The organism is Streptomyces sp. NPDC104371 (assembly GCF_055583785.1).
The window spans coordinates 150378-172056 of the sequence record NZ_JBVJNF010000013.1 but is presented as its reverse complement, the minus strand read 5'-3'; the positions used below and the strand labels follow the sequence as shown (position 1 = coordinate 172056).

The following is a 21679-nucleotide window of genomic DNA, read 5'->3' as shown; positions in this document are numbered from 1 at the left end:
CCGGAAAGCGACGGCAACTACTGAAGGTAGTTTTCGCAGCTCACGGGCCCTTCCCTCGCGCATCCGCAGGTCAGACGATCAAGTGGGAAGTTCGTCAACTACCGGTAGAACTACGGCAGTTCACCGACCGCACGACGAAGGGTGGTCGTCCCGGAACGCGGGCGGCCACCCTTCTCCGCTGCCGACAGGGGCTTCGGTCGTGCGTTCAGCGGCGTGAGTCGCCGAACAGGACCCGGTAGATGATCAGCAGCACGAGAGAACCGCCGATCGCGGAGACCCAGGTCGCGCCGTCGTAGAAGTGCTTGGTGACCGGGTGGTGCAGCCAGCGGGAGGAGATCCAGCCTCCGATGAAGGCACCCGCGATGCCTATGAGGGTCGTGCCGATGAAGCCGCCGGGGTCCTTGCCCGGCAGCAGGAACTTGGCTATGGCGCCTGCCAACAACCCCAGAATGATCCAGCTCACAACGCCCATGCCGTGACCCTGCCTCTCCACACTGTGTCTGCGCCGTGCTCCTGCTCAGGTCAGGCCGCGTTCATGCGTCGACGCCACTACTTGATTCCGTCGGTCTTCCTCGGTCGCGCTCGCTCCCGCGTTTCGTACGACTGTGTCGCCATAAGGATGGACGCCTTGGCAACCGTCACCGGTTGCCCGGAGTCAGTAGGGTTCGGTGCCGTGACACGGTCCGGGGCGCAGCGTCCCGGTGACATGGGGTTGCGCCGCACCCTCGGCGTCGGGGACGCCGTCGTCATCGGGCTTGGTTCGATGGTCGGTGCCGGAATCTTCGCGGCCCTGGCCCCCGCGGCGCGCGCGGCGGGGTCCGGGCTGCTGTACGGGCTCGCGGTCGCCGCTGTGGTCGCCTACTGCAACGCGACCTCCTCGGCGCGGCTGGCCGCCCTGTATCCCGCCTCGGGCGGCACGTACGTGTACGGGCGCGAGCGGCTCGGAGTGTTCTGGGGGTATCTGGCGGGCTGGTCGTTCGTCGTCGGGAAGACGGCCTCCTGTGCGGCGATGGCGCTCACCGTGGGCGCGTACGTCTGGCCGGGGCAGGCACACGCGGTGGCGGTGGCGGCCGTGGTCGCGGTGACCGCCGTGAACTACGGCGGTGTGCGGAAGTCGGCGCTGCTGACACGGGTGATCGTCGCGGTGGTCCTGGCTGTCCTCGCTTCCGTGGTCGTCGTGTGTCTGGGGTCGGGTACCGCTGATGCCTCGCGACCGGCCGTCGAGGGCGCGGGCGTCGCAGGGGTGCTCCAGGCGGCGGGGCTGCTCTTCTTCGCGTTCGCCGGGTACGCGCGGATCGCCACCCTCGGAGAGGAGGTACGGGATCCGGCGCGCACCATCCCGCGCGCGATCCCCCTGGCCCTGGGCATCGCGCTGGCGGTGTACGTGGTGGTGGCTGTCGAGGTCCTTTCCGTGCTGGGTGCACAGGGGCTGGGGCGTGCGGTGGCACCGCTGGCCGACGCGGTACGAGCGGCGGGCGTGCCCGGTCTCGCGCCGGTGGTGCGGGTGGGCGCCGCTGTGGCTGCCCTGGGCTCGCTGCTGGCGCTCCTTCTCGGCGTCTCACGGACCACGCTGGCCATGGCGCGCGACCGGCATCTGCCGAGCGCCCTGGCCGCCGTGCACCCGCGCTTCCAAGTGCCGCACCGGGCCGAGATGGTGGTGGGGACCGTGGTGGCCGCGCTCGCCGCGACGGTGGACGTGCGGGGCGCGATCGGCTTCTCCTCCTTCGGGGTGCTGGCCTACTACGCGATCGCCAACGCGTCGGCCTGGACGCTGAGTCCGGCGCCGGTGTCGCGCGTCGTACCGGCTGTCGGGCTCCTCGGATGCGTCGTGCTGGCGTTCGCCTTGCCGGGGGTGTCGGTGGGCGTGGGCGCGGTGGTGCTGGGCGTGGGGGTGCTGGCTTACTGCGTACGGCGGTGGGGTGCCGCGCGGTAGCCGCCAAGGGCACGAAGACCTCTCACGAGGCTCCGGCCGTGTTGTCGTGCGGTCCGGGCCGCTCCGCCACCCGGACATGCCTCGCCGCTCTGTCCCCCCTCAGGACCGTCAGCGCGGAGGCTCCCCCTACAGCGTCGGCCCGGCAGCCGTACGTATCGGGAAGTCCTCCCACAGCGCCAACTCCGCGCCGTCGTTGTGCTCTTCGTACCAGCCCGTGCCGTCGAGCCAGGCCTGGAGCCACTGCGCGAGGCCGGGGGCGTCGAGATACCAGGCATGGCCGGCTTCGTCGGCGTTCGGGTCGTAGAGCAGGACCGTGCCGTGCGGGGTGTGGCAGTCCACGCACGCGTACATTCCGCAGCCCCAGTGGGATATCGGCAGAACGCCCTCGGGCCAGGGCCAGGTGGGATCCGTGCGGGCGCTCTCGCGGTTCGCGAAGTACTGCGGGACGGCGGCCGGTTCGCCGGCCGGTGAGCTGTCGAGCAGGGGCAACAGGCCGTACTCCGGGCCGAATCCGCCGTCCCCGGTCCGCAGATACAGCGCGGCGAGCAGTGGTGGCAGGGAGAAGCCCAGGGACTCCTCGGCGCGAGCGAGCGCGGCTTCGCTCGCGGGCTGCGGGAGCGAAGGCCAGCCCCACGGGCGGGTGGTGCGAGCCCGCTCCGCCACCCTGTCCAGCAACTGCTCGTTCTCGGTCATGAGTTCATGATGCAGGGAACCACTGACAGCCGGAGCTGCCTGTGGATAACTCTCGGCGCCTTACCGCGGACCGCTTGTCAACGTGTCGCGAACGGCCGGTCCGTGGGCACGATCTCGCGTCCCAGCGGCAGCAACGAGACCGGAATGAGCTTGAAGTTGGCGATGCCGAACGGAATACCGATCACCGTGACGCACAGCGCGATGCCCGTGACGATGTGGGCGATGGCGAGCCACCAGCCCGCCAGGACCAGCCACAGCACATTGCCTATGCAGGACGGCGCGCCCGCGTCGCGGCGCTCGACCGTCGTATAGCCGAAGGGCCACAACGCGTAGATGCCGATACGGAACGAGGCGATGCCGAAGGGTATGCCGATGATGGTGATGCAGAGCAGCACCCCCGCGAACAAGTAGCCCAGGAACAGCCAGAAGCCGCTCAGGACCAGCCATATCACGTTCAGAATCGTCTTCACCGCTGGCGACCTGCCATCTGTTCGAGTCGGGCGATACGTTCCGCCATGGGCGGGTGTGTGGAGAACATCTTGGAGAGACCCTGCCCCGGGCGGAAGGGGTTGGCAATCATCATGTGGCTCGCCGTCTCGATCCGGGGCTCGGGCGGCAGCGGGAGTTGGCTGGTTCCGATCTCCAGCTTGCGCAGGGCACTCGCGAGGGCGAGGGGATCGCCGGTCAGCCGGGCTCCGGAGGCGTCCGCCTCGTACTCCCTGGAGCGGCTGATGGCGAGCTGGATGACGGACGCGGCGAGCGGGCCCAGAAGCATGATCAGCAGCATGCCGAGGAGGCCGGGACCGTCGTCGTCGTCCGAGCGGCCGACCGGGATCAGCCAGGCGAAGTTCACCAGGAACATGATCACTGAGGCAAGTGCACCGGCGACCGACGAGATCAGGATGTCGCGGTTGTAGACATGGCTCAGCTCGTGCCCGATGACACCGCGCAACTCGCGCTCGTCGAGGATGCGGAGGATGCCGTCGGTGCAGCACACGGCCGCGTTGCGCGGGTTGCGGCCCGTCGCGAACGCGTTCGGCGCGTCCGTCGGCGAGATGTACAGGCGGGGCATGGGCTGCCGGGCCTCGGTGGAGAGCTCGCGGACCATGCGGTACAGCGCGGGTGCCTCGAACTCGCTGACCGGGCGCGCGCGCATCGCGCGGAGAGCGAGCTTGTCGCTGTTCCAGTACGCGTACGCGTTCGTGCCGATCGCGATGAGGGCCGCGACGATCAGGCCGGTACGCCCGAAGAAGCTGCCGATGACGATGATGAGCGCGGACAGTCCCCCGAGGAGTACTGCGGTCCTGAGCCCGTTGTGCCGGCGGTGCACGGTACGCCCTCCAAGTGGTGCGGCAGGGGAACCCCTTGTCTGAAGATGCTGTTGACTCCACTCCTCAGTGGACCCTCCCGTACTGGTCAACGCGAGGCGGGAAGGCCGAGTTCCCTGGTGCACGGCCCGGAGCCGGGGAGCTGTCCGGGTGACCTGGCGGTACCGCCACGCGCGCGTGCCGCGTCGTGCGGCCGCGCGCGTGAGGGCGTCCGTCAGAAGAGGCCGAGGGCCGAGAAGCGGAGGACCACCTGGGGCGCTACGGAGAGCGCGACGCCCAGGACGGCGGTCACGCCGAGGGCGGCGGTGAGGGGGGCCGGGACGTGGTGCTCTGCGGGCTCTCCTTCGGGGGCGCGGAAGAGCAGAGCTGTCCACTGGAGGTAGTAGAAGAGCGCGATCACCACGTTCACCGCCATGACCACGGCAAGCCAGCCGAGGCCCGCGTCGACGGCCGCCGAGAACACGGTGACCTTCGCGAAGAGACCGATGACACCCGGCGGGAGGCCCGCGAGGCAGAGCAGGAAGAAGGCCAGGAGCAGGGCAGCCAGAGGGCTGGACGCGTACAGGCCGCGGTAGTCGGTGATGCGGTTCCGGGCCCTCGTACGGCCCACGAGGGCGGCCACGGCGAAGGCTCCGAGGTTCACCGCCCCGTACATCAGGGCGTACGCCACGGTGGACCCGATCGCCTTGTGGGCGTCCGTGGAGTAGGCGGCCGCGGCGATCGGCACCAGCAGGTAACCGGCCTGGCCGACGGAGGACCAGGCGAGCAGGCGTACCGCGCTGTACGCGCGCGTGGCCTGCTGCCGGAGTGCGCCGACGTTGCCGACGGTCATGGTGAGGGCGGCCAGCGCGGCGAGCGCGGGGCCCCAGACGTCGGAGTACGACGGGAGGGCGACGACGGTGACGAGGATCAGGCCGGAGAAGCCGACCGCCTTGCCGACGACCGACAGGTAGGCGGCGACCGGCAGCGGCGCCCCTACGTAGGTGTCCGGCACCCAGAAGTGGAACGGCACCGCCGCCGTCTTGAAGGCGAAGCCCACGAGGGTGAGGACGACACCCGTCTGGGCAAGTGTGTGGAGCTGGCCGTCGACGTGCTGGATCCGGTCGGCGATCTGGGTGAGGTACAGGGTGCCCATGGAGGCGTACACGAAGCTGATGCCCATGAGGCTCACGGCGGTCGCCGTGACGGAGGACAGGAAGAACTTCAGGGCGGCTTCGGACGATCTCCTGTCGCCGTGCCGGATGCCGACGAGGGCGAACGCGGGCAGGGAGGCGACCTCCAGGGCGACGATGAGGGTCGCCAGGTCGCGCGAGGCGGGCAGCAGGGCGGCACCGGCCGCGCTGGAGAGCAGCAGGAACCAGAACTCCCCTGCGGGGACTTCCTTCTCGGCGTCCTTGAGGGCGGTGACCGACAGGAGGGCGGTGAGGAAGGCTCCGGCGAGGACGAGGAACTGGATGGCGAGGGTGAATCCGTCTGCCGTGTAGCTGCAGACGTGCGGGTTCCCCTTCAGGCAGAAGGTGGCGCGGTCACCGTCCAGCAGGGGCAGCAGCGTGAGCAGCGCGGCGGCGAGTCCTGTGAGGGAGATCCAGCCCAGGACTGCCTTCCGTCGCTCTTCGAGGAAGAGGTCGGCGACGAGGACGACGAGTCCGACGACCGCCGTGAGCGTGGGCGGCGCGATCGCCATCCAGTCGACGGACTGGACGAGGGAACTCATCGGATGCCTCCTGCGAGGAGCTGCTGCACGGCCGGGTCGGTCAGGCCGAGGAGGGCCTTCGGCCACAGGCCGGTGGCGACGGTGAGGACGACCAGCGGCGTCCAGGCCGCGAATTCGTAGCTGTGGACGTCGGCGAGCCGGGGGGTGTCCTGGGGGGCGGCGCCCATGCAGACGCGGCGGACCACGATGAGCAGGTAGGCGGCGGTGAGCAGGGTGCCGAAGGCGGCGATCGCCATGAAGGTGAGGAACGCCGGGCGGCTGAGCCCGGCGGCGGGCCTGAACGCGCCGAACAGCGCGAGCATCTCACCCCAGAACCCGGCGAGGCCGGGCAGGCCGAGCGAGGCGACGGCGCCGAAGGCGAGCAGGCCGCCGAGGCGGGGAGCCCTGCCGTAGAGCGCGGCGCCGGTCTTCTCGGACAGGGCGTCGAGGTCGGTCGTGCCGGTGCGGTCCTTCAGCGCGCCGACCAGGAAGAAGAGGAGGCCGGTGATGAGGCCGTGGGCGATGTTGGCGAACAGGGCGCCGTTGACGCCGGTGGGGGTCGCCGTGGCGATGCCGAGGAGGACGAAGCCCATGTGGCCGACGGAGGAGTAGGCGATCAGCCGCTTGAGGTCGCCCTTGGCGCCCTGCCGGACGAGGGCGAGGCAGGCGAGGGATCCGTAGATGATCCCGACCACGGCGAAGGCCGCGAGATACGGCGCGAAGGTGTGGAAGCCGTGCGGCGCGACCGGCAGGAGGATCCGCACGAACCCGTACGTGCCCATCTTCAGCAGGACCCCGGCCAGCAGAACCGAGCCGACGGTCGGCGCGGCGGTGTGGGCGTCGGGCAGCCAACTGTGCAGAGGCCACATCGGCGCCTTGACCGCGAGCCCGATCCCGATCGCCAAAGCGGCGATGACCTGCACGGATGCGGTGAGTGACCGGCCGTTGTCAGTGGCGAGTGCCATCATGTCGAACGTGCCCGCCTTGATCCCGATCAGGAGCAGGCCGAGCAGCATGACGACGGAGCCGAGCAGCGTGAAGAGGATGAACCTCCAGGCCGCCCGGGTCCTCCCCTCGCCGCCCCAGCGGGCGATGAGGAAGTACATCGGGATGAGGACCGTCTCGAACGCGAGGAAGAACAGCAGCAGGTCGAGGACGGCGAAGGTCGCGAGGGTGCCGGTCTCGAGAACGAGCAGCAGTGCGACGAAGGCCTTCGGGGACGGGCCCGTGGGCGGCTTGGCGTACGAGTAGAGCGCGCAGAGGAAGGTCAGCAGCGCGGTCAGGAGCAGAAGGGGGAGCGAGATGCCGTCGATGCCCAGGTGGATCCGCACGTCGAGTGCGGGGATCCATCTGATGTCGGTCGTGGCCTGCATCTTTGACGGGTGGTCATGGTCGAAGCCGAGCGCGAGGGCGATCGCCGCGATGAGGACGGCTCCGGTGACTGTCACGCCGTGGCGCAGTACGGCCTGCTCGGGCGACTTCCCCTTCAGTCCGGGCGGGGCGGGCAGGAGGGCGGCGGCCGCGCCGATGAGCGGCACGACGACGACGAATGCCAGAAGGAACTGCATCACGGACTCGCTGATATCGATCACGCCTGCTCACGCTCCCGTGGCGACGAGGAGGGCGGCCACCGCGAGGACGACGGTGCCGGCGAGCAGCGCGCTCACATAGGTCTGCACATTGCCGGTCTGGGCGCGCCGTACGGCGGCGCCGAGCAGGCGGGGTAGGGCACCGGCGGCGCGTACGTAGGTCTCGACGACCTCACGGTCCAGGAAGCGGACGAGGCGCGCGCCGGCCCGGACCGGGCGGACGAAGAGCGTGTCGTACACGGCGTCCAGGTGGAAGCCGACGGCCGCGTGGCGGTGCAGCGGGCCGAGCAGGACGCGGCCGGGGTCCGCGGGGTCGGGCGCGTTGGCCACATCGCCGTACGCGGGCGTGTGGCTCGCGATGGCCTCGGCCTCGACCAGCCCGGCGTCCGCCTCGGGGTGGGCCGCGAGCGCTCCCAGGGGGGCGCGGGCGGCGAGCGCCGTGGTGCGCTGCCAGACCCCGTACGTCACGAGCCCGCCGACCAGGGCGAGGCCCGTGCCGAGGACGGATGTGGTGAGGGTCGGGGTCAGGCGGCTTCCGTCGAACCAGTCGGGCAGGACGCGGTAGGCGAGTCCGAAGGCGAGTGAGGGGACGGCGAGCGCCCACAGCACGGCGTTCATGGCGAGGGGCTGTCTGCCGTGGTCGGGGGCCTCGGCCCCGTGGCCGCGGAAGGCGAGCAGCCACAGGCGGGTCGCGTAGGCGGCGGTGAGCAGGGCCGTGACCAGACCGACGACGAGGACGATCCAGCCCGCGGCGCCGGGAGCGCGCTCGGTGTGGCCGGTGGCGACGTGCTCGGCGGCGGCGAGAACGGATTCCTTGGAGAAGAACCCGGCGAACGGCGGGATCGCGGCGAGCGCCAGGAGCGCCACGGTCATCGTCCAGTAGGCGTCGGGGACGCGGGCGCGCAGGTCCTTCATACGGGACATGGTGGCCAGGGAGTTGGTGCCGGCGGCGTGGATGATCACGCCCGCGGCGAGGAAGAGCAGCGCCTTGAAGGCGCCGTGGGACAGGAGGTGGAAGACGGCGGCACCGCGGTCGCCGACGGCGAGGGCGCCGGTCATGTAGCCGAGCTGACTGATCGTCGAGTACGCGAGGACACGCTTGATGTCGTCCTGGGCGAGCGCCGTGAGCGCCGAACCCGCCATCGTCACGGCGGCCATGACGGCGAGGACGACCATCGCGGCCGAGGATGCCTCGAAGACCGGAAGGAGACGGGCGACGAAGTAGACACCGGCGGCGACCATCGTCGCGGCGTGGATCAGCGCGGAGACGGGGGTGGGGCCCGCCATCGCGTCGGGGAGCCAGGTGTGCAGCGGGAACTGCGCCGACTTGCCCGCCACGCCGGCCAGGAGCAGCAGGGCGATCAGGGTCGGATGGTGCAGTCCGCCGCTCGCGACGGTGCCGAGGACCGTGGTGATGCGGAAGGAACCGGCGTCGGCGGCGAGCGCGAACAGGCCGATGAGGAAGGGGACGTCGCCGAGCTTGGTGACCAGGAAGGCCTTGAGGGAGGCGGCGCGGGCCTCGGGGGTCTCCCAGTAGTGGCCGACCAGGAAGTAGGAGCAGATGCCCATGACTTCCCAGCCGACCAGCAGCACGATCAGGTCGCCCGAGTAGACGACCAGGAGCATCGCGGAGGTGAACAGGGAGACGAGAGCGGCATAGGAGGGGTAGCGCGGGTCGTCGCGCAGATAGCCCGTCGAGTAGATCTGCACACAGGAGGCGACGACGCCGACCAGGACGGCGACGAGGGCGGCGAAGCCGTCGATGTGCAGGGCGAGTTCGATCGGGACCGAGCCGGTGGGGGTCAGCTCGGTGGCCGCGTCGACGGCTTGGCCGCCGCCCTGGCGCGCCACGACCAGTACCGCCAGCACGAGCGAGGTGAGGGTCGGCAGGACGGCGAGCGGGCGGACGAAGCCGGGGGCCGTGCGGCCGAGCAGCAGGCCGGCCGCGGCGCCCAGGAACGGAAGGAGAGGAACGAGGACGGCGAGGGTGGTCGTGGTCACGCGGTGGCCTCAGCCTTCTCCGCCGCTGGGGCGTCGCTTTCGTGGCCCTCGGCGGTGTCGCGGAGCCGGTCGATGTCCGCGGTGCCGCGGTTGCGGTAGACGGCGAGGACGATCGCGAGGCCGATGCCGATCTCGGCGGCCGCGATGGCGATGGTGAACAGGGTCAGGGCCTGGCCGGAGTGCAGCGTCTCGCGGGCGGTCCTGCTCAGCCAGACGTCGAAGGCGACGAGGTTGAGGTTGACGGCGTTGAGCATCAGCTCGACCGACATCAGGACGAGGACCGCGTTGCGGCGGGCGAGGACGCCGTACAGACCCGTGCAGAAGAGCAGGGCGGAGAGCACGGCGGGATAGGCGAGGTGCATCAGCGGGCGCCTTCCTTCTCGCGTCGGCTGCCCGGGACGGTCGGGGTGCCCGCCGGGGTGGGCGTCGTGTCGGCCTTCGCCTTGCGGGAGAGGACGATCGCGCCGACCAGGGCGGTGAGGAGGAGGACGGAGAGGGCCTCGAAGGGGAGGACCCAGTACCGGAACAGGCTCGCGCCGGTGACCTTGGTGGAACCGGACGCGGGGCCGCTCAGGTCGATCCAGGTCGTGCGGAAGGCGTCGACGACCACCCAGACCAGGGCGCCCGCGGCGGCCACGGCCACGGTGAGGGCGGCCCAGCGGTTGCCGGAGTCGGCGTCCGGGGACGGGCCGATGGGGGCCTTGGTGAGCATCAGACCGAACAGGAGGAGGACGACGACGGAACCGACGTAGATGAGGACCTGCACCCAGGCGATGAACTCGGCGGTGAGCAGGAGGTACTCGACGGCCAGTCCGCCGAGGGTCGCGACGAGCCACAGGGCGGCGTGCACGAGCTGCTTGGTGGTGACGGTGACGAGCGCGGCGCCGAAGGTGGCGATGCCGACGAGGAGGAAGGCGATCTCGACGCCGGTCGGGGAGAGGAAGCCGTGGGTGCCGGCGGCAGCCGTGGCCGTGGTCAGTGCGGCGGAGGCGGGGGTCACGACTCTCCTTCCCGGGGGTCGGTGGGGTCGGTGGCGTCTGCGGGGCCGGTGGGACTGGTGTGGCCCTTGGGGCCGGTGGGCTCGTCGGGGCCAGTCGGTTCGTCGGGACCGGTGGGACCGGTGCGGCCAGCGGGATCGGTGGGACCGGTGCGGCCAGTCGGACCCGTACGGCCAGTCGGCTCGTCGGGATCGGTGGGACCGGTGGGACCGGTGGGACCGGGGCGGCCGGTGGGCTCACTGGGACCTGTGCGACCAGTCGGACCCGTGCGGCCGGTGGGCTCACTGGGACCTGTGCGGCCGGTGGGCTCAGTCGGGTCGGTCGGCTCGGTCGGGTTCGGCTGGGTTGCTGCGAGCTTCTCGGCGGTCTTGCGCGCGGCGGCGATCTCCTTGGGTTCCTCCGCGCCCGCGTCCAGGGCGGGCGGGGCAGGCACGGTCCACATCCACTCGCGGAGCTTGTCGCGCTCGTGGGTGAGGTCGCGGATGTCGGTCTCGGCGTACTCGAACTCCGGGGACCAGAACAGGGCGTCGAAGGGGCAAACCTCGATGCAGATACCGCAGTACATGCAGAGGGAGAAGTCGATGGCGAAACGGTCGAGGACGTTGCGGCTGCGCTCGCGTCCGCCGGGGGTGGCGGGCGGGACCGTCTCCTTGTGGGAGTCGATGTAGATGCACCAGTCCGGGCACTCACGGGCGCACAGCATGCAGACCGTGCAGTTCTCCTCGAACAGGCCGATGACACCGCGGCTGCGCGGCGGGAGCGCGGGCTGGGTGTCCGGGTACTGCTCGGTGACGGACTTCCTGGTCATCGTGCGGAGGGTGACCGCCAGGCCCTTGGCGAGACCGGAGCCGGGGATCGACCTACGGGGCCGCTCGGCGGGCGTCGAGGGGTGGCGCGGGTCGGGCGAGGGGCGGGACATCAGGAGATCACCACCTTGACGATGCCGGTGAGGGCGATCTGGACGAGAGCGAGGGGGACGAGGACGGTCCAGGAGAGCTTCTGGAGCTGGTCCTCGCGCAGGCGGGGGTAGGTCACGCGCAACCAGATGACGACGAAGGCGAGGAGCGCGGTCTTCACCAAGGTCCACAGCCAGCCGAGGCCGGAGGCGCCCCAGGGGCCGTGCCAGCCGCCCAGGAAGAGGACGGTGGTCAGACCGCACAGGACGATGATTCCGGCGTACTCGGCGAGGAGGAACAGGGCGAAGCGGAGGCCGGTGTACTCGGTGTAGGCGCCGAAGATGATCTCCGAGTCGGCGACGGGCATGTCGAAGGGCGGGCGCTGGAGTTCGGCCAGGCCGGCGACGAAGAAGACGAGTGCGCCGATGAGCTGCCAGGGCAGCCACCACCATGCGAAGGCGGCGGTGATGCCGGGCAGGGAGACGGTGCCGGCCGCCATCGCCACCGAGGCCGCGGCGAGCAGCATGGGGAGTTCGTAGGCGAGGAGTTGGGCGGCGGTGCGCAGGCCGCCGAGAAGGGAGAACTTGTTGGCGGAGGCCCACCCCGCCATGAGGGAACCGAGGACGCCGACGCCCATCACGGCCAGGACGAAGAAGATGCCCGCGTCGACGGCCTGCCCCACGGCGCCCTCGCCCGGACCGATCGGGATGACGAGGAGGACGAGGAGGTAGGGCAACAGGGCGACGGCGGGAGCCAGTTGGAAGATACGGCGGTCCGCGCCCGCCGGGACGACGTCCTCCTTCTGCGCGAACTTCACGCCGTCGGCGATGAGTTGGGCCCAGCCGTGGAAGCCGCCCGCGTACATCGGGCCGAGGCGGCCCTGCATATGGGCCATCACCTTGTGTTCGGTCTGGCCGACGATCAAGGGGAAGGTGAGGAAGACGACGAACACGGCGAGGAGTCGCAGGGCGACGTCGAGAGCGCCGTTCACTGCGTGCCTCCGGAGGGGTCGTCGGGGGTGGGGGGTTCGGGTTCGTCGGGGGGTGAGGGCTTCGGGGGTTGGGCACCGCCGGGGTGGGCTTCGCCGGGGCCGGCCTCGCTGTCCTCCCGCGCCTCGGTCGGCGGTTCGGTGGCGGGCTCGGGCTCGGGCTCGTCGAAGGCCGGGCGGGCGTGGTGCCAAGGGGCGTCCGCGCTGCGCGTCACGGCAGGTGGCTCGGGGGGCGCGCCCTGGGGTTCCGAGGCGGCGGCGCGTTGCGAGGCGGAGCCTTCGGAGGCGCTGCGTGCACGCCGGGGGCCCGCGGGACCGGTCCCCGGCCCCGTACCGCCTGCCGCGCCACGCTGCGACGCCGAGCCTTCCGACGCGCTGCGCGCACGACGCGGACCCGCCGAAGCCGCGGGACCCGACGGACCCGCCCCAGGAACCTCCGCACCACGCTGCGACGCCGAACCCTCCGACGCGCTCCGCGCGCGACGCGGCGGTGTCGGTGTCTCGGGGGTGGCGGCCGGGGGCTGGCTTGCCGAGCCCTCGGTGGCCGTGCGGGTGCGGCGTACCGGGCGGTCGCCTGCCGGGCGGCGGGCCGGTGCCGGGGGGAGCTGGCCCTTCAGCGGGCCCCACTCGTTCGGGTCGGGGACGCCCGGGGGCAGCATCTGGCGGCGCTTGGGGCCGCCGTGCTCGGACTCGCCCGGTTCCTTGGCGCCGGGCCAGGCCTTGGCGACCCGGGCGGCCAGGACGAAGTCCTTGCGCAGGGGGTGTCCCTCGAAGCCCTCGGGCAGGAGGAGGTGGTCCAGCGCCGGGTGACCCTCGAAGGTCACGCCGAACATTTCGTGGGTCTCGCGCTCGTGCCAGGCCGCGCCCGCGTAGACGCCCACGGCGGAGTCCAGCACGGGTGCCTCGTGCGGGACGGTCGTACGGACGAGCAGGCGGCGTACCGGGGACAGGGCCGCGACATGGGCCGCGACGCGCAGGCCCGTGCCCGGTTCGTCGACGGCGCTCAGCCAGTCGAAGTAGGTGCAGCCCAGTTCGTCGCGCGCCACGCACAGCGCCGCGGTCCAGTCCGTCGGCGGTACGTCGACCGTCAGGACGTCGTACGACTCCTCGGCCGTGGCCTGCGGACCGAAGAGGTCCTCGGCGGACGCGGGCAGCCAGCCGACCCCGGTCATCGCCCCTCCCCCGCGTCCGAACCCGCCGTCCCCGAACCCGTCGAACCCGTCGTCCCCGTTCCAGGGCCCGTCGACGGCGGCCGGACCAGGCCGCTCTGCAACGCGGCGGCCGACGGCCGTGCCGTCCCGTACCGCTGCGCCAGCGACTCGCGCGCGATCTTCTCCTGGAGCTTGAGGATGCCCTGGAGCAGCGCCTCGGGGCGCGGCGGGCAGCCGGGGACGTACACATCCACCGGGATGATCTGGTCGACGCCCTTCGTGACGGAGTACGAGTCCCAGTACGGGCCGCCGCAGTTCGAGCAGGCGCCGAAGGAGATCACGTACTTCGGCTCGGGCATCTGCTCGTACAGACGCTTGACGGCCGGGGCCATCTTGTCGGTGACCGTGCCGGAGACGACCATCAGGTCGGCCTGGCGCGGGCCGGGCGCGAACGGGATCACTCCGAGGCGGATGAAGTCGTGGCGGGCCATCGACGCGGCGATGAACTCGATCGCGCAGCAGGCGAGGCCGAAGTTGAAGACCCACAGCGAGTAGCGGCGGCCCCAGTTCAGGACCACCTTCATCGGCTCGGGGGCGAGGCGTGCGAGCGTGCCGAGCCGCTTCGGTTCCGGGACGGACACCGGCTCACCGGAAGCCGAAGCGGAGGCTGAAGCGGAGGCCGAAGCGGAAGCCGTGGCAGGGGTCGAGGGGTTCACGTCCATGACAGAACGCCCTTCTTGTACGCGTACAGCAGTCCCACGGCCAGGAAGCCGAGGAAGACGAACATCTCCACGAGCGTGGTCGCGCCGTACCGGGGATCGGCGAAGACCGTCGCCCACGGGAAGAGGAAGATCGAGTCGACCGCGAAGATCACGTACAGATACGCGTAGACGTAGTAGCGGACCTGGGTGTGCGCCCAGCCCTCGCCGACGGGGTCCACCCCGCACTCGTACGTCAGAAGCTTCTCGGGAGTGGGCACGACAGGGCGCAGCAGGCGGCCCGCGCCGAACGCGACGGCGATGAAGAGCACGCCGGCGACGGCGAGCAGCCCGACGACGGAGTAGGAGTGGAAGTAGCCCGCCGCGACGACGGTTCCGGCGTTCCCGGCGGTCCTCACGCTCCCGGTCTCCGCCATGACAGCGACGGCGGTCGGATCCGGCACGTCAGCTCCTCGCTCCCTGACCTCGTGACCCTGGTGAACGTCGTGCTCGACGTTCAGTACGCACGGGAGTCTAGGCCCTGCTAAAGAGAGGGTAAGCAGACTGCTGCACGAGGTGGGGTTTCCCCCAGTGAACCCCGGCGGTCCGCCTCATGGCACGGGGACGCGGCGTTACGGCAGGCTTGCGGGCATGAGCGAACGAGGCAGGCGGATATGACCGCGCGCGAGACGAACCCCGGTGCCACGGACGGCGAGCGTCCGCCTCCTGTGCGTCCTGCCCTGGACGCGTCCACCTGGCGCGAGATCGCGCATCTCCTGATGAACCTGCTGACGTCGCTGGTCGGGTTCATCTACGTGGTGACGGTGCTGGCGCTCGGCGTGGGGCTGACGGTGACCGTGATCGGCTTCCCGGCGCTGGCGCTGGGGCTGCTGGGCGCGCGGCAACTGGGCAAGCTGGAGCGGGCGCGGGCCAGGGCGCGGCTCGGGGTGCGGATACAGGAGCCGAGCCCGCTGCCGCTGCGCAAGGGCGGCGGGATGTTCCAGCGGCTGTGGATGGCGCTGAAGGACCCGGTGGCCTGGCGGACCTGTCTGTACGCCTTCATCCGGCTGCCCTGGGGGATCCTGACCTTCACGGTGACGCTGGTGTCGCTGTTCGTCCTGTGGCCCCTCCTGCCGTACCTCGCCCGCGGGCTGACGAACGTGGACCGGGCCATGGTGCGGGGGCTGCTGTCCCCCTCCGACGAACTGGAGCGGCGCATCCGGGAGCTGGAGCAGGGCCGCGGAGTGGTCGTGGACACGGCGGCGGCCGATCTGCGGCGCATCGAGCGCGATCTGCACGACGGCGCGCAGGCCCGCCTGGTGAACCTGGCCATGGGGCTCGGGCTGGCCAAGGAGAAGCTGCTGGAGGACCCCGACACGGCGGCGGCCATGGTCGACGAGGCGCACGGCGAGGTGAAGCTGGCGCTCCAGGAGCTGCGGGACCTGGCACGGGGGATCCACCCCGCGGTGCTCACCGACCGCGGCCTGGACGCCGCGCTGTCGTCGGTCGCCTCGCGGTGCACCGTGCCGGTGCGGGTGAGCGTGGATCTGCCCGCGCGCCCTGCCGAGGCGATCGAGGGCATCTCCTACTTCACGGTCTCCGAACTGCTGCAGAACATCAGCAAGCACAGCGGGGCCGCGTCCGCGTCCGTCGACGTGTGGCGCAGCGGGGAGCGGCTGCTCATCGAGGTACGGGACGACGGCCGGGGCGGCGCCCGGCTCGACGGCGGTACCGGGATGGCGGGACTCGCGGAGCGGCTGGGCGCGGTCGACGGTCTGTTCGTCATCGACTCGCCGACCGGTGGCCCGACGACCGTCACGGCGGAACTGCCCTGGCGCGACCGGGAGAGCGAGCCGCAGCGGAAGTAGGCGGAAGTGCGCAGTGAGCAGCGGTCGTACACGGAAGTGTGCGACCGCTGTGACGTATGCGGGGCCGGACGCCTGGGGGCGGGGGTGGGGAAAACCCCCGGTCCAAGACGCCGACCGGCTCCATGGTCGGGCAGGCGCGCGGGCAGCAGAGTAGGGGTCACGGTCAGCCGTACGGGCGGACCGGGTCGGGCTGGGCAACGAGGAGAACGGACGACACCGATGGCCACGCACTACGGGTACGGAGAGTGGGGCGGCTCTGGATCCCAGGGCGCCGGGGAACGGCCGCACCGGCTTCCGGCCGCGCTGCGGGCGCCGTTCGAGGGGCGCACCTGGGGCGAGTTCTGCTATGTGCTGCTGGGCCTGCCGATCGGGATCGCGATGTTCGTCTGCAGCGTCACCCTGGTCTCCCTGGGGGCCGGCCTGCTGGTGACGTTCCTGGGGATCCCCGTCCTCGCGGGGGCCCTCGCGGCCTGCCGCGGCTTCGGGGCGCTGGAGCGGGCCAGGGCGCGCGGGCTGCTGGGGCTCGACGTGGCCGCCCCGGAGCCCCTGGTGGTCAAGGGTGACGGGCCGATGGCGTGGATCGGGGCGATGCTCAAGAGCGGCACGTCCTGGCGTCAACTGCTGTACACGCTGGTGCAGTTCCCTTGGGCGGTGTTCTCGTTCGTCGTCGGGGTGGTCTTCTGGACGACCGGGTTGGCGCTGCTGAGCTATCCGCTGTGGTTCTGGGTCTTCCCGACGTTCACCGGTCAGGGCGGCCTCCAGCTCTACGGCGACGACATGCACCAGGTCTATCTCGACAACCCGTTCGAGATCTCGATGACCGCCCTGGTGGGGCTGCTGATCACGCTGGCCACGCCGTGGATCGTCCGGGGGCTGACGTCGGTGGACCGGCTGATGGTGTACGGGCTGCTCGGGCCGTCGCGGCTGGCGACGCGAGTGGTGGAGCTGGAGTCGGACCGCGGGGTCGTCGTGGACACCGCGGCAGCCGATCTGCGGCGCATCGAGCGCGATCTGCACGACGGCGCGCAGGCCCGCCTGGTGAACCTGGCCATGGATCTGGGGCTGGCGAAGGAGAAGCTCACCGAGGATCCGCAGGCGGCGGCGCGGATGGTGGACGAGGCGCACGGCGAGGTGAAGACCGCGCTCCAGGAACTGCGGGACCTGGCACGGGGGATCCACCCCGCGGTGCTCACCGACCGCGGCCTGGACGCCGCGCTGTCGTCGGTCGCCTCGCGGTGCACCGTGCCGGTGCGGGTGGAGGTCGACCTTCCGGCGCGGCCGGTGCCGGCCATCGAGGGAATCGCGTACTTCACGGTCTCGGAGCTGCTGCAGAACGTCAGCAAGCACGCGCGGGCCTCGCGGGCGACGGTGGACGTCTGGCGGGTGGAGAACCGGCTGCTGCTCCAGGTCACGGACAACGGGATCGGCGGCGCCGACGCCGCCCACGGCTCGGGCCTCGCGGGGCTGGCGGCGCGCCTCGACTCCGTGGACGGGATCCTGGTCGTGGACTCACCGCCCGGGGGACCCACCCGGATCACCGCGGAGCTGCCCTGGCGGACCTGACACCCCCGCTCCCCCACGGCCCTCGCGCGGTCGGTCCCCGCACCGACCGCGCGAGGGCCACGCCCGTTTCCGGAGGCGGTGCGCGTACCGGCGGGAATGCTGGGATGCTGTGGGGGCTGCCGTACGGACGGCAATCGACTCCGGTCCGCTCCGGTGCGGGCAGGGAACAGGCTGTGGGGGGCCGAAGATCGTGGAGGACAGGGTGCGGGTGGTCATCGCCGAGGACTCAGTGCTGCTCAGGGAGGGGCTGACCCGGCTGCTGACCGACCGCGGGCATGACGTGGTCGCCGGGGTCGGGGACGGGGACGCGCTGATCAAGGCCATCACCGACCTGGCGGCCGGCGGCGAGCTGCCGGACGTCGTCGTCGCCGACGTACGGATGCCCCCTACCCACACGGATGAGGGCGTCCGGGCCGCGGTGACGCTGCGCGCGACGTATCCCGATCTGGGCGTGCTGGTGTTGTCGCAGTACGTCGAGGAGCGGTACGCGACCGAGCTGCTGGCCGGTTCCACTCGCGGCGTCGGCTATCTGCTCAAGGACCGGGTCGCCGAGGTGCGCGAGTTCGTGGACGCCGTGGTGCGGGTGGCCCGGGGCGGCACCGCGCTGGACCCGGAGGTGGTGGCGCAACTGCTCGGCCGCAGCCGCAAGCAGGACGTCCTGGCCGCGCTCACCCCGCGCGAGCGGGAGGTCCTGGGCCTCATGGCCGAGGGGCGGACGAACTCCGCGATCGCCCGGCAGCTCGTGGTGAGCGACGGAGCCGTGGAGAAGCACGTCAGCAACATCTTCCTGAAGCTCGGACTGTCCCCGAGTGACGGGGATCACCGGCGTGTTCTGGCCGTGCTCACCTACCTGAACTCCTGATCGTCCGACACTGACGCATACGTCTGAAGTACCAGAACTAAAGGATGAGCAGGGGCCGTCTTCACCCAGCAGCGCCCAAGGGCCGTGCAGACCGTGACGAACCGGGGCGTAGGACCGTCGTGCGATGGGTTCCATCGTGCGAACGGCCCAAGGAAGGCGACCCTCACCGACGTAGGGTTGATCCTGGGAAGGCCGGCGGGACGGCTGCTCCCAGAACAGCAGCCTCGAGGGAGGTCCAGTTCAGTGACCAGCCAGGTCAGCAGTCCAGCGGAGCAGGCCGATGGTGCCGTCGTTACGGAACAGCGCAAACCGGCGGGAACGAAGGACGTACAGCGCCTGAACCGGGTGATCATCCGGTTCGCGGGGGACTCGGGCGACGGTATGCAGCTCACGGGTGACCGTTTCACCTCGGAGACCGCGTCCTTCGGCAACGACCTGTCCACCCTGCCGAACTTCCCCGCGGAGATCCGTGCCCCCGCAGGCACGCTCCCGGGTGTCTCCTCGTTCCAGTTGCACTTCGCCGACCACGACATCCTCACTCCGGGGGACGCGCCGAACGTCCTGGTGGCGATGAACCCGGCCGCCCTGAAGGCGAACCTGGGCGATGTACCGCGGGGCGCGGAGATCATCGTGAACACGGACGAGTTCACGAAGCGGGCGATGCAGAAGGTCGGCTATGCCGCGAGCCCCCTGGAGGACGGTTCGCTGGACGGCTACAACGTCCACCCCGTGCCGCTGACGACCCTCACGGTCGAGGCGCTCAAGGAGTTCGGCCTCAGCCGCAAGGAGGCCGAGCGCAGCAAGAACATGTTCGCGCTGGGCCTGCTGTCGTGGATGTACCACCGGCCCACGGAAGGCACCGAGGCGTTCCTGAAGTCGAAGTTCGCGAGGAAGCCGGAGATCGCGGAGGCCAACATCGCCGCGTACCGGGCGGGCTGGAACTTCGGCGAGACGACGGAGGACTTCGCGGTCTCCTACGAGGTCGCCCCGGCCACGAAGGCGTTCCCGGTGGGGACGTACCGCAACATCTCCGGGAACCTGGCGCTGGCCTACGGTCTGATCGCCGCCTCGCGTCAGGCGGATCTGCCGCTGTTCCTGGGCTCGTATCCGATCACCCCGGCCTCGGACATCCTGCACGAGCTGTCCAAGCACAAGAACTTCGGCGTACGGACGTTCCAGGCGGAGGACGAGATCGCCGGGATCGGCGCCGCCCTGGGCGCGGCCTTCGGCGGCTCGCTCGCGGTGACCACGACCTCCGGTCCCGGAGTGGCGCTCAAGAGCGAGACGATCGGGCTTGCGGTGTCCATGGAACTGCCGCTGATCGTGGTCGACATCCAGCGCGGCGGCCCGTCCACCGGCCTGCCGACCAAGACGGAGCAGGCGGATCTGCTCCAGGCGATGTACGGCCGCAATGGCGAGGCCCCGGTCCCGGTGGTCGCCCCGCGCACCCCGGCGGACTGCTTCGAGGCGGCCATGGAGGCGGCGCGGATCGCGCTCACCTACCGCACCCCCGTCTTCCTCCTGTCCGACGGCTATCTCGCCAACGGCTCCGAGCCCTGGCGCATCCCCGACCTGGAGGAACTCCCGGACCTGCGGGTGCGGTTCGCGCAGGGCCCCAACCACACCCTGGACGACGGCACCGAGGTGTTCTGGCCGTTCAAGCGCGACCCGGAGACCCTGGCCCGCCCGTGGGCGATCCCGGGCACGCCGGGTCTGGAGCACCGCATCGGCGGCATCGAGAAGCAGGACGGCACGGGCAACATCTCGTACGACCCGGCCAACCACGACTTCATGGTCCGTACCCGCCAGGCCAAGATCGACGGCATCGACGTACCCGACATCGAGGTCGACGACCCGGACGGCGCCCGGACGCTCGTCCTCGGCTGGGGCTCGACGTACGGGCCGATCACCGCGGCGGTACGGCGGCTGCGCACGGACGGCGAGTCCATCGCGCAGGCCCACCTGCGGCATCTGAACCCCTTCCCCGCCAACCTGGGAACGGTGCTGCGGCGTTACGACAAGGTCGTGGTCCCGGAGATGAACCTCGGCCAGCTCACCACCCTCGTCCGGGCCGAGTACCTGGTCGACGCGCGCCCCTACACCCAGGTCAACGGCATGCCCTTCAAGGCCGAACAACTCGCCACGGCGCTCAAGGAGGCCATCGATGGCTGAGACGTCCACGGACGGCAGGAGCACGACCGAGGCGCTCGCCCTCGTCCCCAAGGCCACGGCCAAGCAGTCCATGAAGGACTTCAAGTCCGACCAGGAAGTGCGCTGGTGCCCCGGCTGCGGGGACTACGCGATCCTCGCCGCCGTCCAGGGCTTCATGCCGGAGCTGGGCCTGGCCAGGGAGAACATCGTCTTCGTCTCGGGCATCGGCTGCTCCTCCCGCTTCCCGTACTACCTGAACACGTACGGCATGCACTCCATCCACGGCCGGGCGCCCGCGATCGCGACGGGGCTCGCCTCCTCGCGCCGTGACCTGTCCGTGTGGGTGGTCACCGGTGACGGCGACGCGCTGTCCATCGGCGGCAACCACCTCATCCACGCCCTGCGCCGCAACGTCAACCTCAAGATCCTGCTGTTCAACAACCGGATCTACGGTCTGACCAAGGGCCAGTACTCGCCCACCTCCGAGGTCGGCAAGATCACCAAGTCGACACCGATGGGCTCGCTGGACGCCCCCTTCAACCCGGTGTCGCTGGCGCTCGGCGCGGAGGCGTCCTTCGTCGCCCGCACCGTGGACTCCGACCGCAAGCACCTGACCGAGGTACTGCGCCAGGCCGCCGCGCATCCGGGCACCGCCCTGATCGAGATCTACCAGAACTGCAACATCTTCAACGACGGTGCCTTCGACGTCCTCAAGGACCGCGAGCGCGCCGAGGAGGCCGTGATCCGGCTGGAGCACGGGCAGCCGATCCGCTTCGGCGCCGACAACGCGCGCGGCGTCGTACGGAACGCACGGACCGGGGACCTCGAGGTCGTCACGGTCACCCCGGACAACGAGGCGGACATCCTCGTCCACGACGCCCATGCCGCCTCCCCGACCACCGCGTTCGCGCTGTCCCGGCTCGCCGACCCGGACACCCTCCAGGGCACCCCGATCGGCGTCTTCCGCTCCGTGGAACGCCCCGTCTACGACAGCCAGATGACCGAGCAGCTCGACGCCGCCACCGAACGGCAGGGCAAGGGCGACCTCGCCGCGCTGCTGGCCGGGGGCGACACCTGGACCGTCGTCGGCTGACCGGCTCGACCGCCGTTCACGAGGCCCGGACGCGGTGCGCGTCCGGGCCTCACCACGTCCCGTGCCCGCACACCGGACGTCACGTCCGTATCGGCCTCATCCCACCGATGTCATGACCGTATGACGATACGGGCATGACTTCCGAGGGCGCGCGGGTTTACCTTCTTGAAGGCT

20 protein-coding genes are annotated in these 21679 nt (G+C 70.9%); 6 read left to right on the top strand and 14 right to left on the bottom strand.

Annotated elements, in window-relative coordinates:
• Positions 1–205: 205 nt before the first annotated feature.
• Positions 206–472, bottom strand: a complete 267-nt coding sequence (locus ACZ60T_RS31125; RefSeq protein ID WP_365632398.1) for a GlsB/YeaQ/YmgE family stress response membrane protein — start codon at positions 470–472, stop codon at positions 206–208.
• 234 nt (positions 473–706) lie between these two features.
• On the opposite strand from ACZ60T_RS31125, the gene ACZ60T_RS31120 reads away from it, so the two are divergent.
• The gene (locus ACZ60T_RS31120; protein ID WP_469668965.1) at positions 707–1933 is read left to right on the top strand and encodes an APC family permease; all 1227 of its coding nucleotides are present in this window, start codon (positions 707–709) and stop codon (positions 1931–1933) included.
• A gap of 126 nt (positions 1934–2059) precedes the next feature.
• On the opposite strand, the gene ACZ60T_RS31115 is transcribed toward ACZ60T_RS31120, so the two are convergent.
• The 13 genes from ACZ60T_RS31115 to ACZ60T_RS31055 form a co-directional block, all read right to left on the bottom strand.
• Entirely contained in the window at positions 2060–2626 is a 567-nt protein-coding gene (locus ACZ60T_RS31115) for an SMI1/KNR4 family protein (protein ID WP_469668956.1), read from the bottom strand.
• A 77-nt stretch (positions 2627–2703) separates the two neighbouring features.
• Positions 2704–3096: a YccF domain-containing protein gene (locus ACZ60T_RS31110; RefSeq protein ID WP_365632392.1), complete on the bottom strand. Its 393-nt coding sequence runs from the start codon at positions 3094–3096 to the stop codon at positions 2704–2706.
• Positions 3093–3956: a zinc metalloprotease HtpX gene (gene htpX / locus ACZ60T_RS31105; protein ID WP_252424557.1), complete on the bottom strand. Its 864-nt coding sequence runs from the start codon at positions 3954–3956 to the stop codon at positions 3093–3095. Before htpX ends, ACZ60T_RS31110 begins: the two co-directional genes overlap by 4 nt.
• 212 nt (positions 3957–4168) lie before the next feature.
• A complete protein-coding gene (locus ACZ60T_RS31100; protein ID WP_469668954.1) occupies positions 4169–5668 on the bottom strand; it encodes an NADH-quinone oxidoreductase subunit N in 1500 nt (499 codons plus the stop codon).
• Positions 5665–7239 (bottom strand): complex I subunit 4 family protein, encoded by a 1575-nt coding sequence (locus tag ACZ60T_RS31095; RefSeq protein WP_469668953.1) that lies wholly within the window; start codon positions 7237–7239, stop codon positions 5665–5667. The genes ACZ60T_RS31100 and ACZ60T_RS31095 overlap by 4 nt, the downstream gene beginning before the upstream one ends.
• A gap of 6 nt (positions 7240–7245) precedes the next feature.
• Positions 7246–9237 (bottom strand): NADH-quinone oxidoreductase subunit 5 family protein, encoded by a 1992-nt coding sequence (locus ACZ60T_RS31090; protein ID WP_469668951.1) that lies wholly within the window; start codon positions 9235–9237, stop codon positions 7246–7248.
• Positions 9234–9599: an NADH-quinone oxidoreductase subunit NuoK gene (gene nuoK / locus ACZ60T_RS31085; RefSeq protein ID WP_365632378.1), complete on the bottom strand. Its 366-nt coding sequence runs from the start codon at positions 9597–9599 to the stop codon at positions 9234–9236. The genes ACZ60T_RS31090 and nuoK overlap by 4 nt, the downstream gene beginning before the upstream one ends.
• On the bottom strand, positions 9599–10237 hold the full coding sequence (locus ACZ60T_RS31080) for an NADH-quinone oxidoreductase subunit J family protein (RefSeq protein WP_252424552.1): 639 nt from the start codon (positions 10235–10237) through the stop codon (positions 9599–9601). Before ACZ60T_RS31080 ends, nuoK begins: the two co-directional genes overlap by 1 nt.
• Positions 10234–11154, bottom strand: coding sequence for a NuoI/complex I 23 kDa subunit family protein (locus ACZ60T_RS31075; protein WP_469668949.1), 921 nt, complete (start codon positions 11152–11154; stop codon positions 10234–10236). Before ACZ60T_RS31075 ends, ACZ60T_RS31080 begins: the two co-directional genes overlap by 4 nt.
• The gene (locus ACZ60T_RS31070; protein ID WP_365632375.1) at positions 11154–12122 is read right to left on the bottom strand and encodes a complex I subunit 1/NuoH family protein; all 969 of its coding nucleotides are present in this window, start codon (positions 12120–12122) and stop codon (positions 11154–11156) included. The genes ACZ60T_RS31075 and ACZ60T_RS31070 overlap by 1 nt, the downstream gene beginning before the upstream one ends.
• On the bottom strand, positions 12119–13291 hold the full coding sequence (locus tag ACZ60T_RS31065; RefSeq protein ID WP_469668947.1) for an NADH-quinone oxidoreductase subunit C: 1173 nt from the start codon (positions 13289–13291) through the stop codon (positions 12119–12121). Before ACZ60T_RS31065 ends, ACZ60T_RS31070 begins: the two co-directional genes overlap by 4 nt.
• Positions 13288–13992 (bottom strand): NADH-quinone oxidoreductase subunit B, encoded by a 705-nt coding sequence (locus ACZ60T_RS31060; RefSeq protein ID WP_469668946.1) that lies wholly within the window; start codon positions 13990–13992, stop codon positions 13288–13290. Before ACZ60T_RS31060 ends, ACZ60T_RS31065 begins: the two co-directional genes overlap by 4 nt.
• Positions 13983–14405, bottom strand: a complete 423-nt coding sequence (locus ACZ60T_RS31055) for an NADH-quinone oxidoreductase subunit A (RefSeq protein ID WP_469668964.1) — start codon at positions 14403–14405, stop codon at positions 13983–13985. The genes ACZ60T_RS31060 and ACZ60T_RS31055 overlap by 10 nt, the downstream gene beginning before the upstream one ends.
• A gap of 237 nt (positions 14406–14642) precedes the next feature.
• Here ACZ60T_RS31055 and ACZ60T_RS31050 point away from each other — a divergent pair, with 237 nt between their 5' ends.
• From ACZ60T_RS31050 to ACZ60T_RS31030, 5 genes are all read left to right on the top strand, one after another.
• Entirely contained in the window at positions 14643–15836 is a 1194-nt protein-coding gene (locus ACZ60T_RS31050) for a sensor histidine kinase (RefSeq protein WP_469668945.1), read from the top strand.
• Between the two features lie 219 nt (positions 15837–16055).
• On the top strand, positions 16056–17399 hold the full coding sequence (locus ACZ60T_RS31045; RefSeq protein WP_469668943.1) for a sensor histidine kinase: 1344 nt from the start codon (positions 16056–16058) through the stop codon (positions 17397–17399).
• A gap of 202 nt (positions 17400–17601) precedes the next feature.
• Complete coding sequence (locus ACZ60T_RS31040; RefSeq protein WP_365632542.1) at positions 17602–18261, top strand: response regulator transcription factor; 660 nt, start codon at positions 17602–17604, stop codon at positions 18259–18261.
• Between the two features lie 243 nt (positions 18262–18504).
• On the top strand, positions 18505–20433 hold the full coding sequence (locus ACZ60T_RS31035; RefSeq protein WP_469668942.1) for a 2-oxoacid:acceptor oxidoreductase subunit alpha: 1929 nt from the start codon (positions 18505–18507) through the stop codon (positions 20431–20433).
• Positions 20426–21505, top strand: coding sequence for a 2-oxoacid:ferredoxin oxidoreductase subunit beta (locus ACZ60T_RS31030; RefSeq protein WP_469668941.1), 1080 nt, complete (start codon positions 20426–20428; stop codon positions 21503–21505). The genes ACZ60T_RS31035 and ACZ60T_RS31030 overlap by 8 nt, the downstream gene beginning before the upstream one ends.
• Positions 21506–21679: the final 174 nt, after the last annotated feature.

Excerpts from the sequence above, each read along its gene's own strand:
- ACZ60T_RS31125 (WP_365632398.1), bottom strand. The coding sequence starts at position 472 with ATGGGCGTTGTGAGCTGGATCATTCTGGGGTTGTTGGCAGGCGCCATA.
- ACZ60T_RS31120 (WP_469668965.1), top strand. The coding sequence starts at position 707 with ATGGGGTTGCGCCGCACCCTCGGCGTCGGGGACGCCGTCGTCATCGGG.
- ACZ60T_RS31115 (WP_469668956.1), bottom strand. The coding sequence starts at position 2,626 with ATGACCGAGAACGAGCAGTTGCTGGACAGGGTGGCGGAGCGGGCTCGC.
- ACZ60T_RS31100 (WP_469668954.1), bottom strand. The coding sequence starts at position 5,668 with ATGAGTTCCCTCGTCCAGTCCGTCGACTGGATGGCGATCGCGCCGCCC.
- nuoK (WP_365632378.1), bottom strand. The coding sequence starts at position 9,599 with ATGCACCTCGCCTATCCCGCCGTGCTCTCCGCCCTGCTCTTCTGCACG.
- ACZ60T_RS31075 (WP_469668949.1), bottom strand. The coding sequence starts at position 11,154 with ATGTCCCGCCCCTCGCCCGACCCGCGCCACCCCTCGACGCCCGCCGAG.
- ACZ60T_RS31065 (WP_469668947.1), bottom strand. The coding sequence starts at position 13,291 with ATGACCGGGGTCGGCTGGCTGCCCGCGTCCGCCGAGGACCTCTTCGGT.
- ACZ60T_RS31060 (WP_469668946.1), bottom strand. The coding sequence starts at position 13,992 with ATGGACGTGAACCCCTCGACCCCTGCCACGGCTTCCGCTTCGGCCTCC.
- ACZ60T_RS31055 (WP_469668964.1), bottom strand. The coding sequence starts at position 14,405 with ATGGCGGAGACCGGGAGCGTGAGGACCGCCGGGAACGCCGGAACCGTC.
- ACZ60T_RS31050 (WP_469668945.1), top strand. The coding sequence starts at position 14,643 with ATGACCGCGCGCGAGACGAACCCCGGTGCCACGGACGGCGAGCGTCCG.
- ACZ60T_RS31045 (WP_469668943.1), top strand. The coding sequence starts at position 16,056 with ATGGCCACGCACTACGGGTACGGAGAGTGGGGCGGCTCTGGATCCCAG.
- ACZ60T_RS31030 (WP_469668941.1), top strand. The coding sequence starts at position 20,426 with ATGGCTGAGACGTCCACGGACGGCAGGAGCACGACCGAGGCGCTCGCC.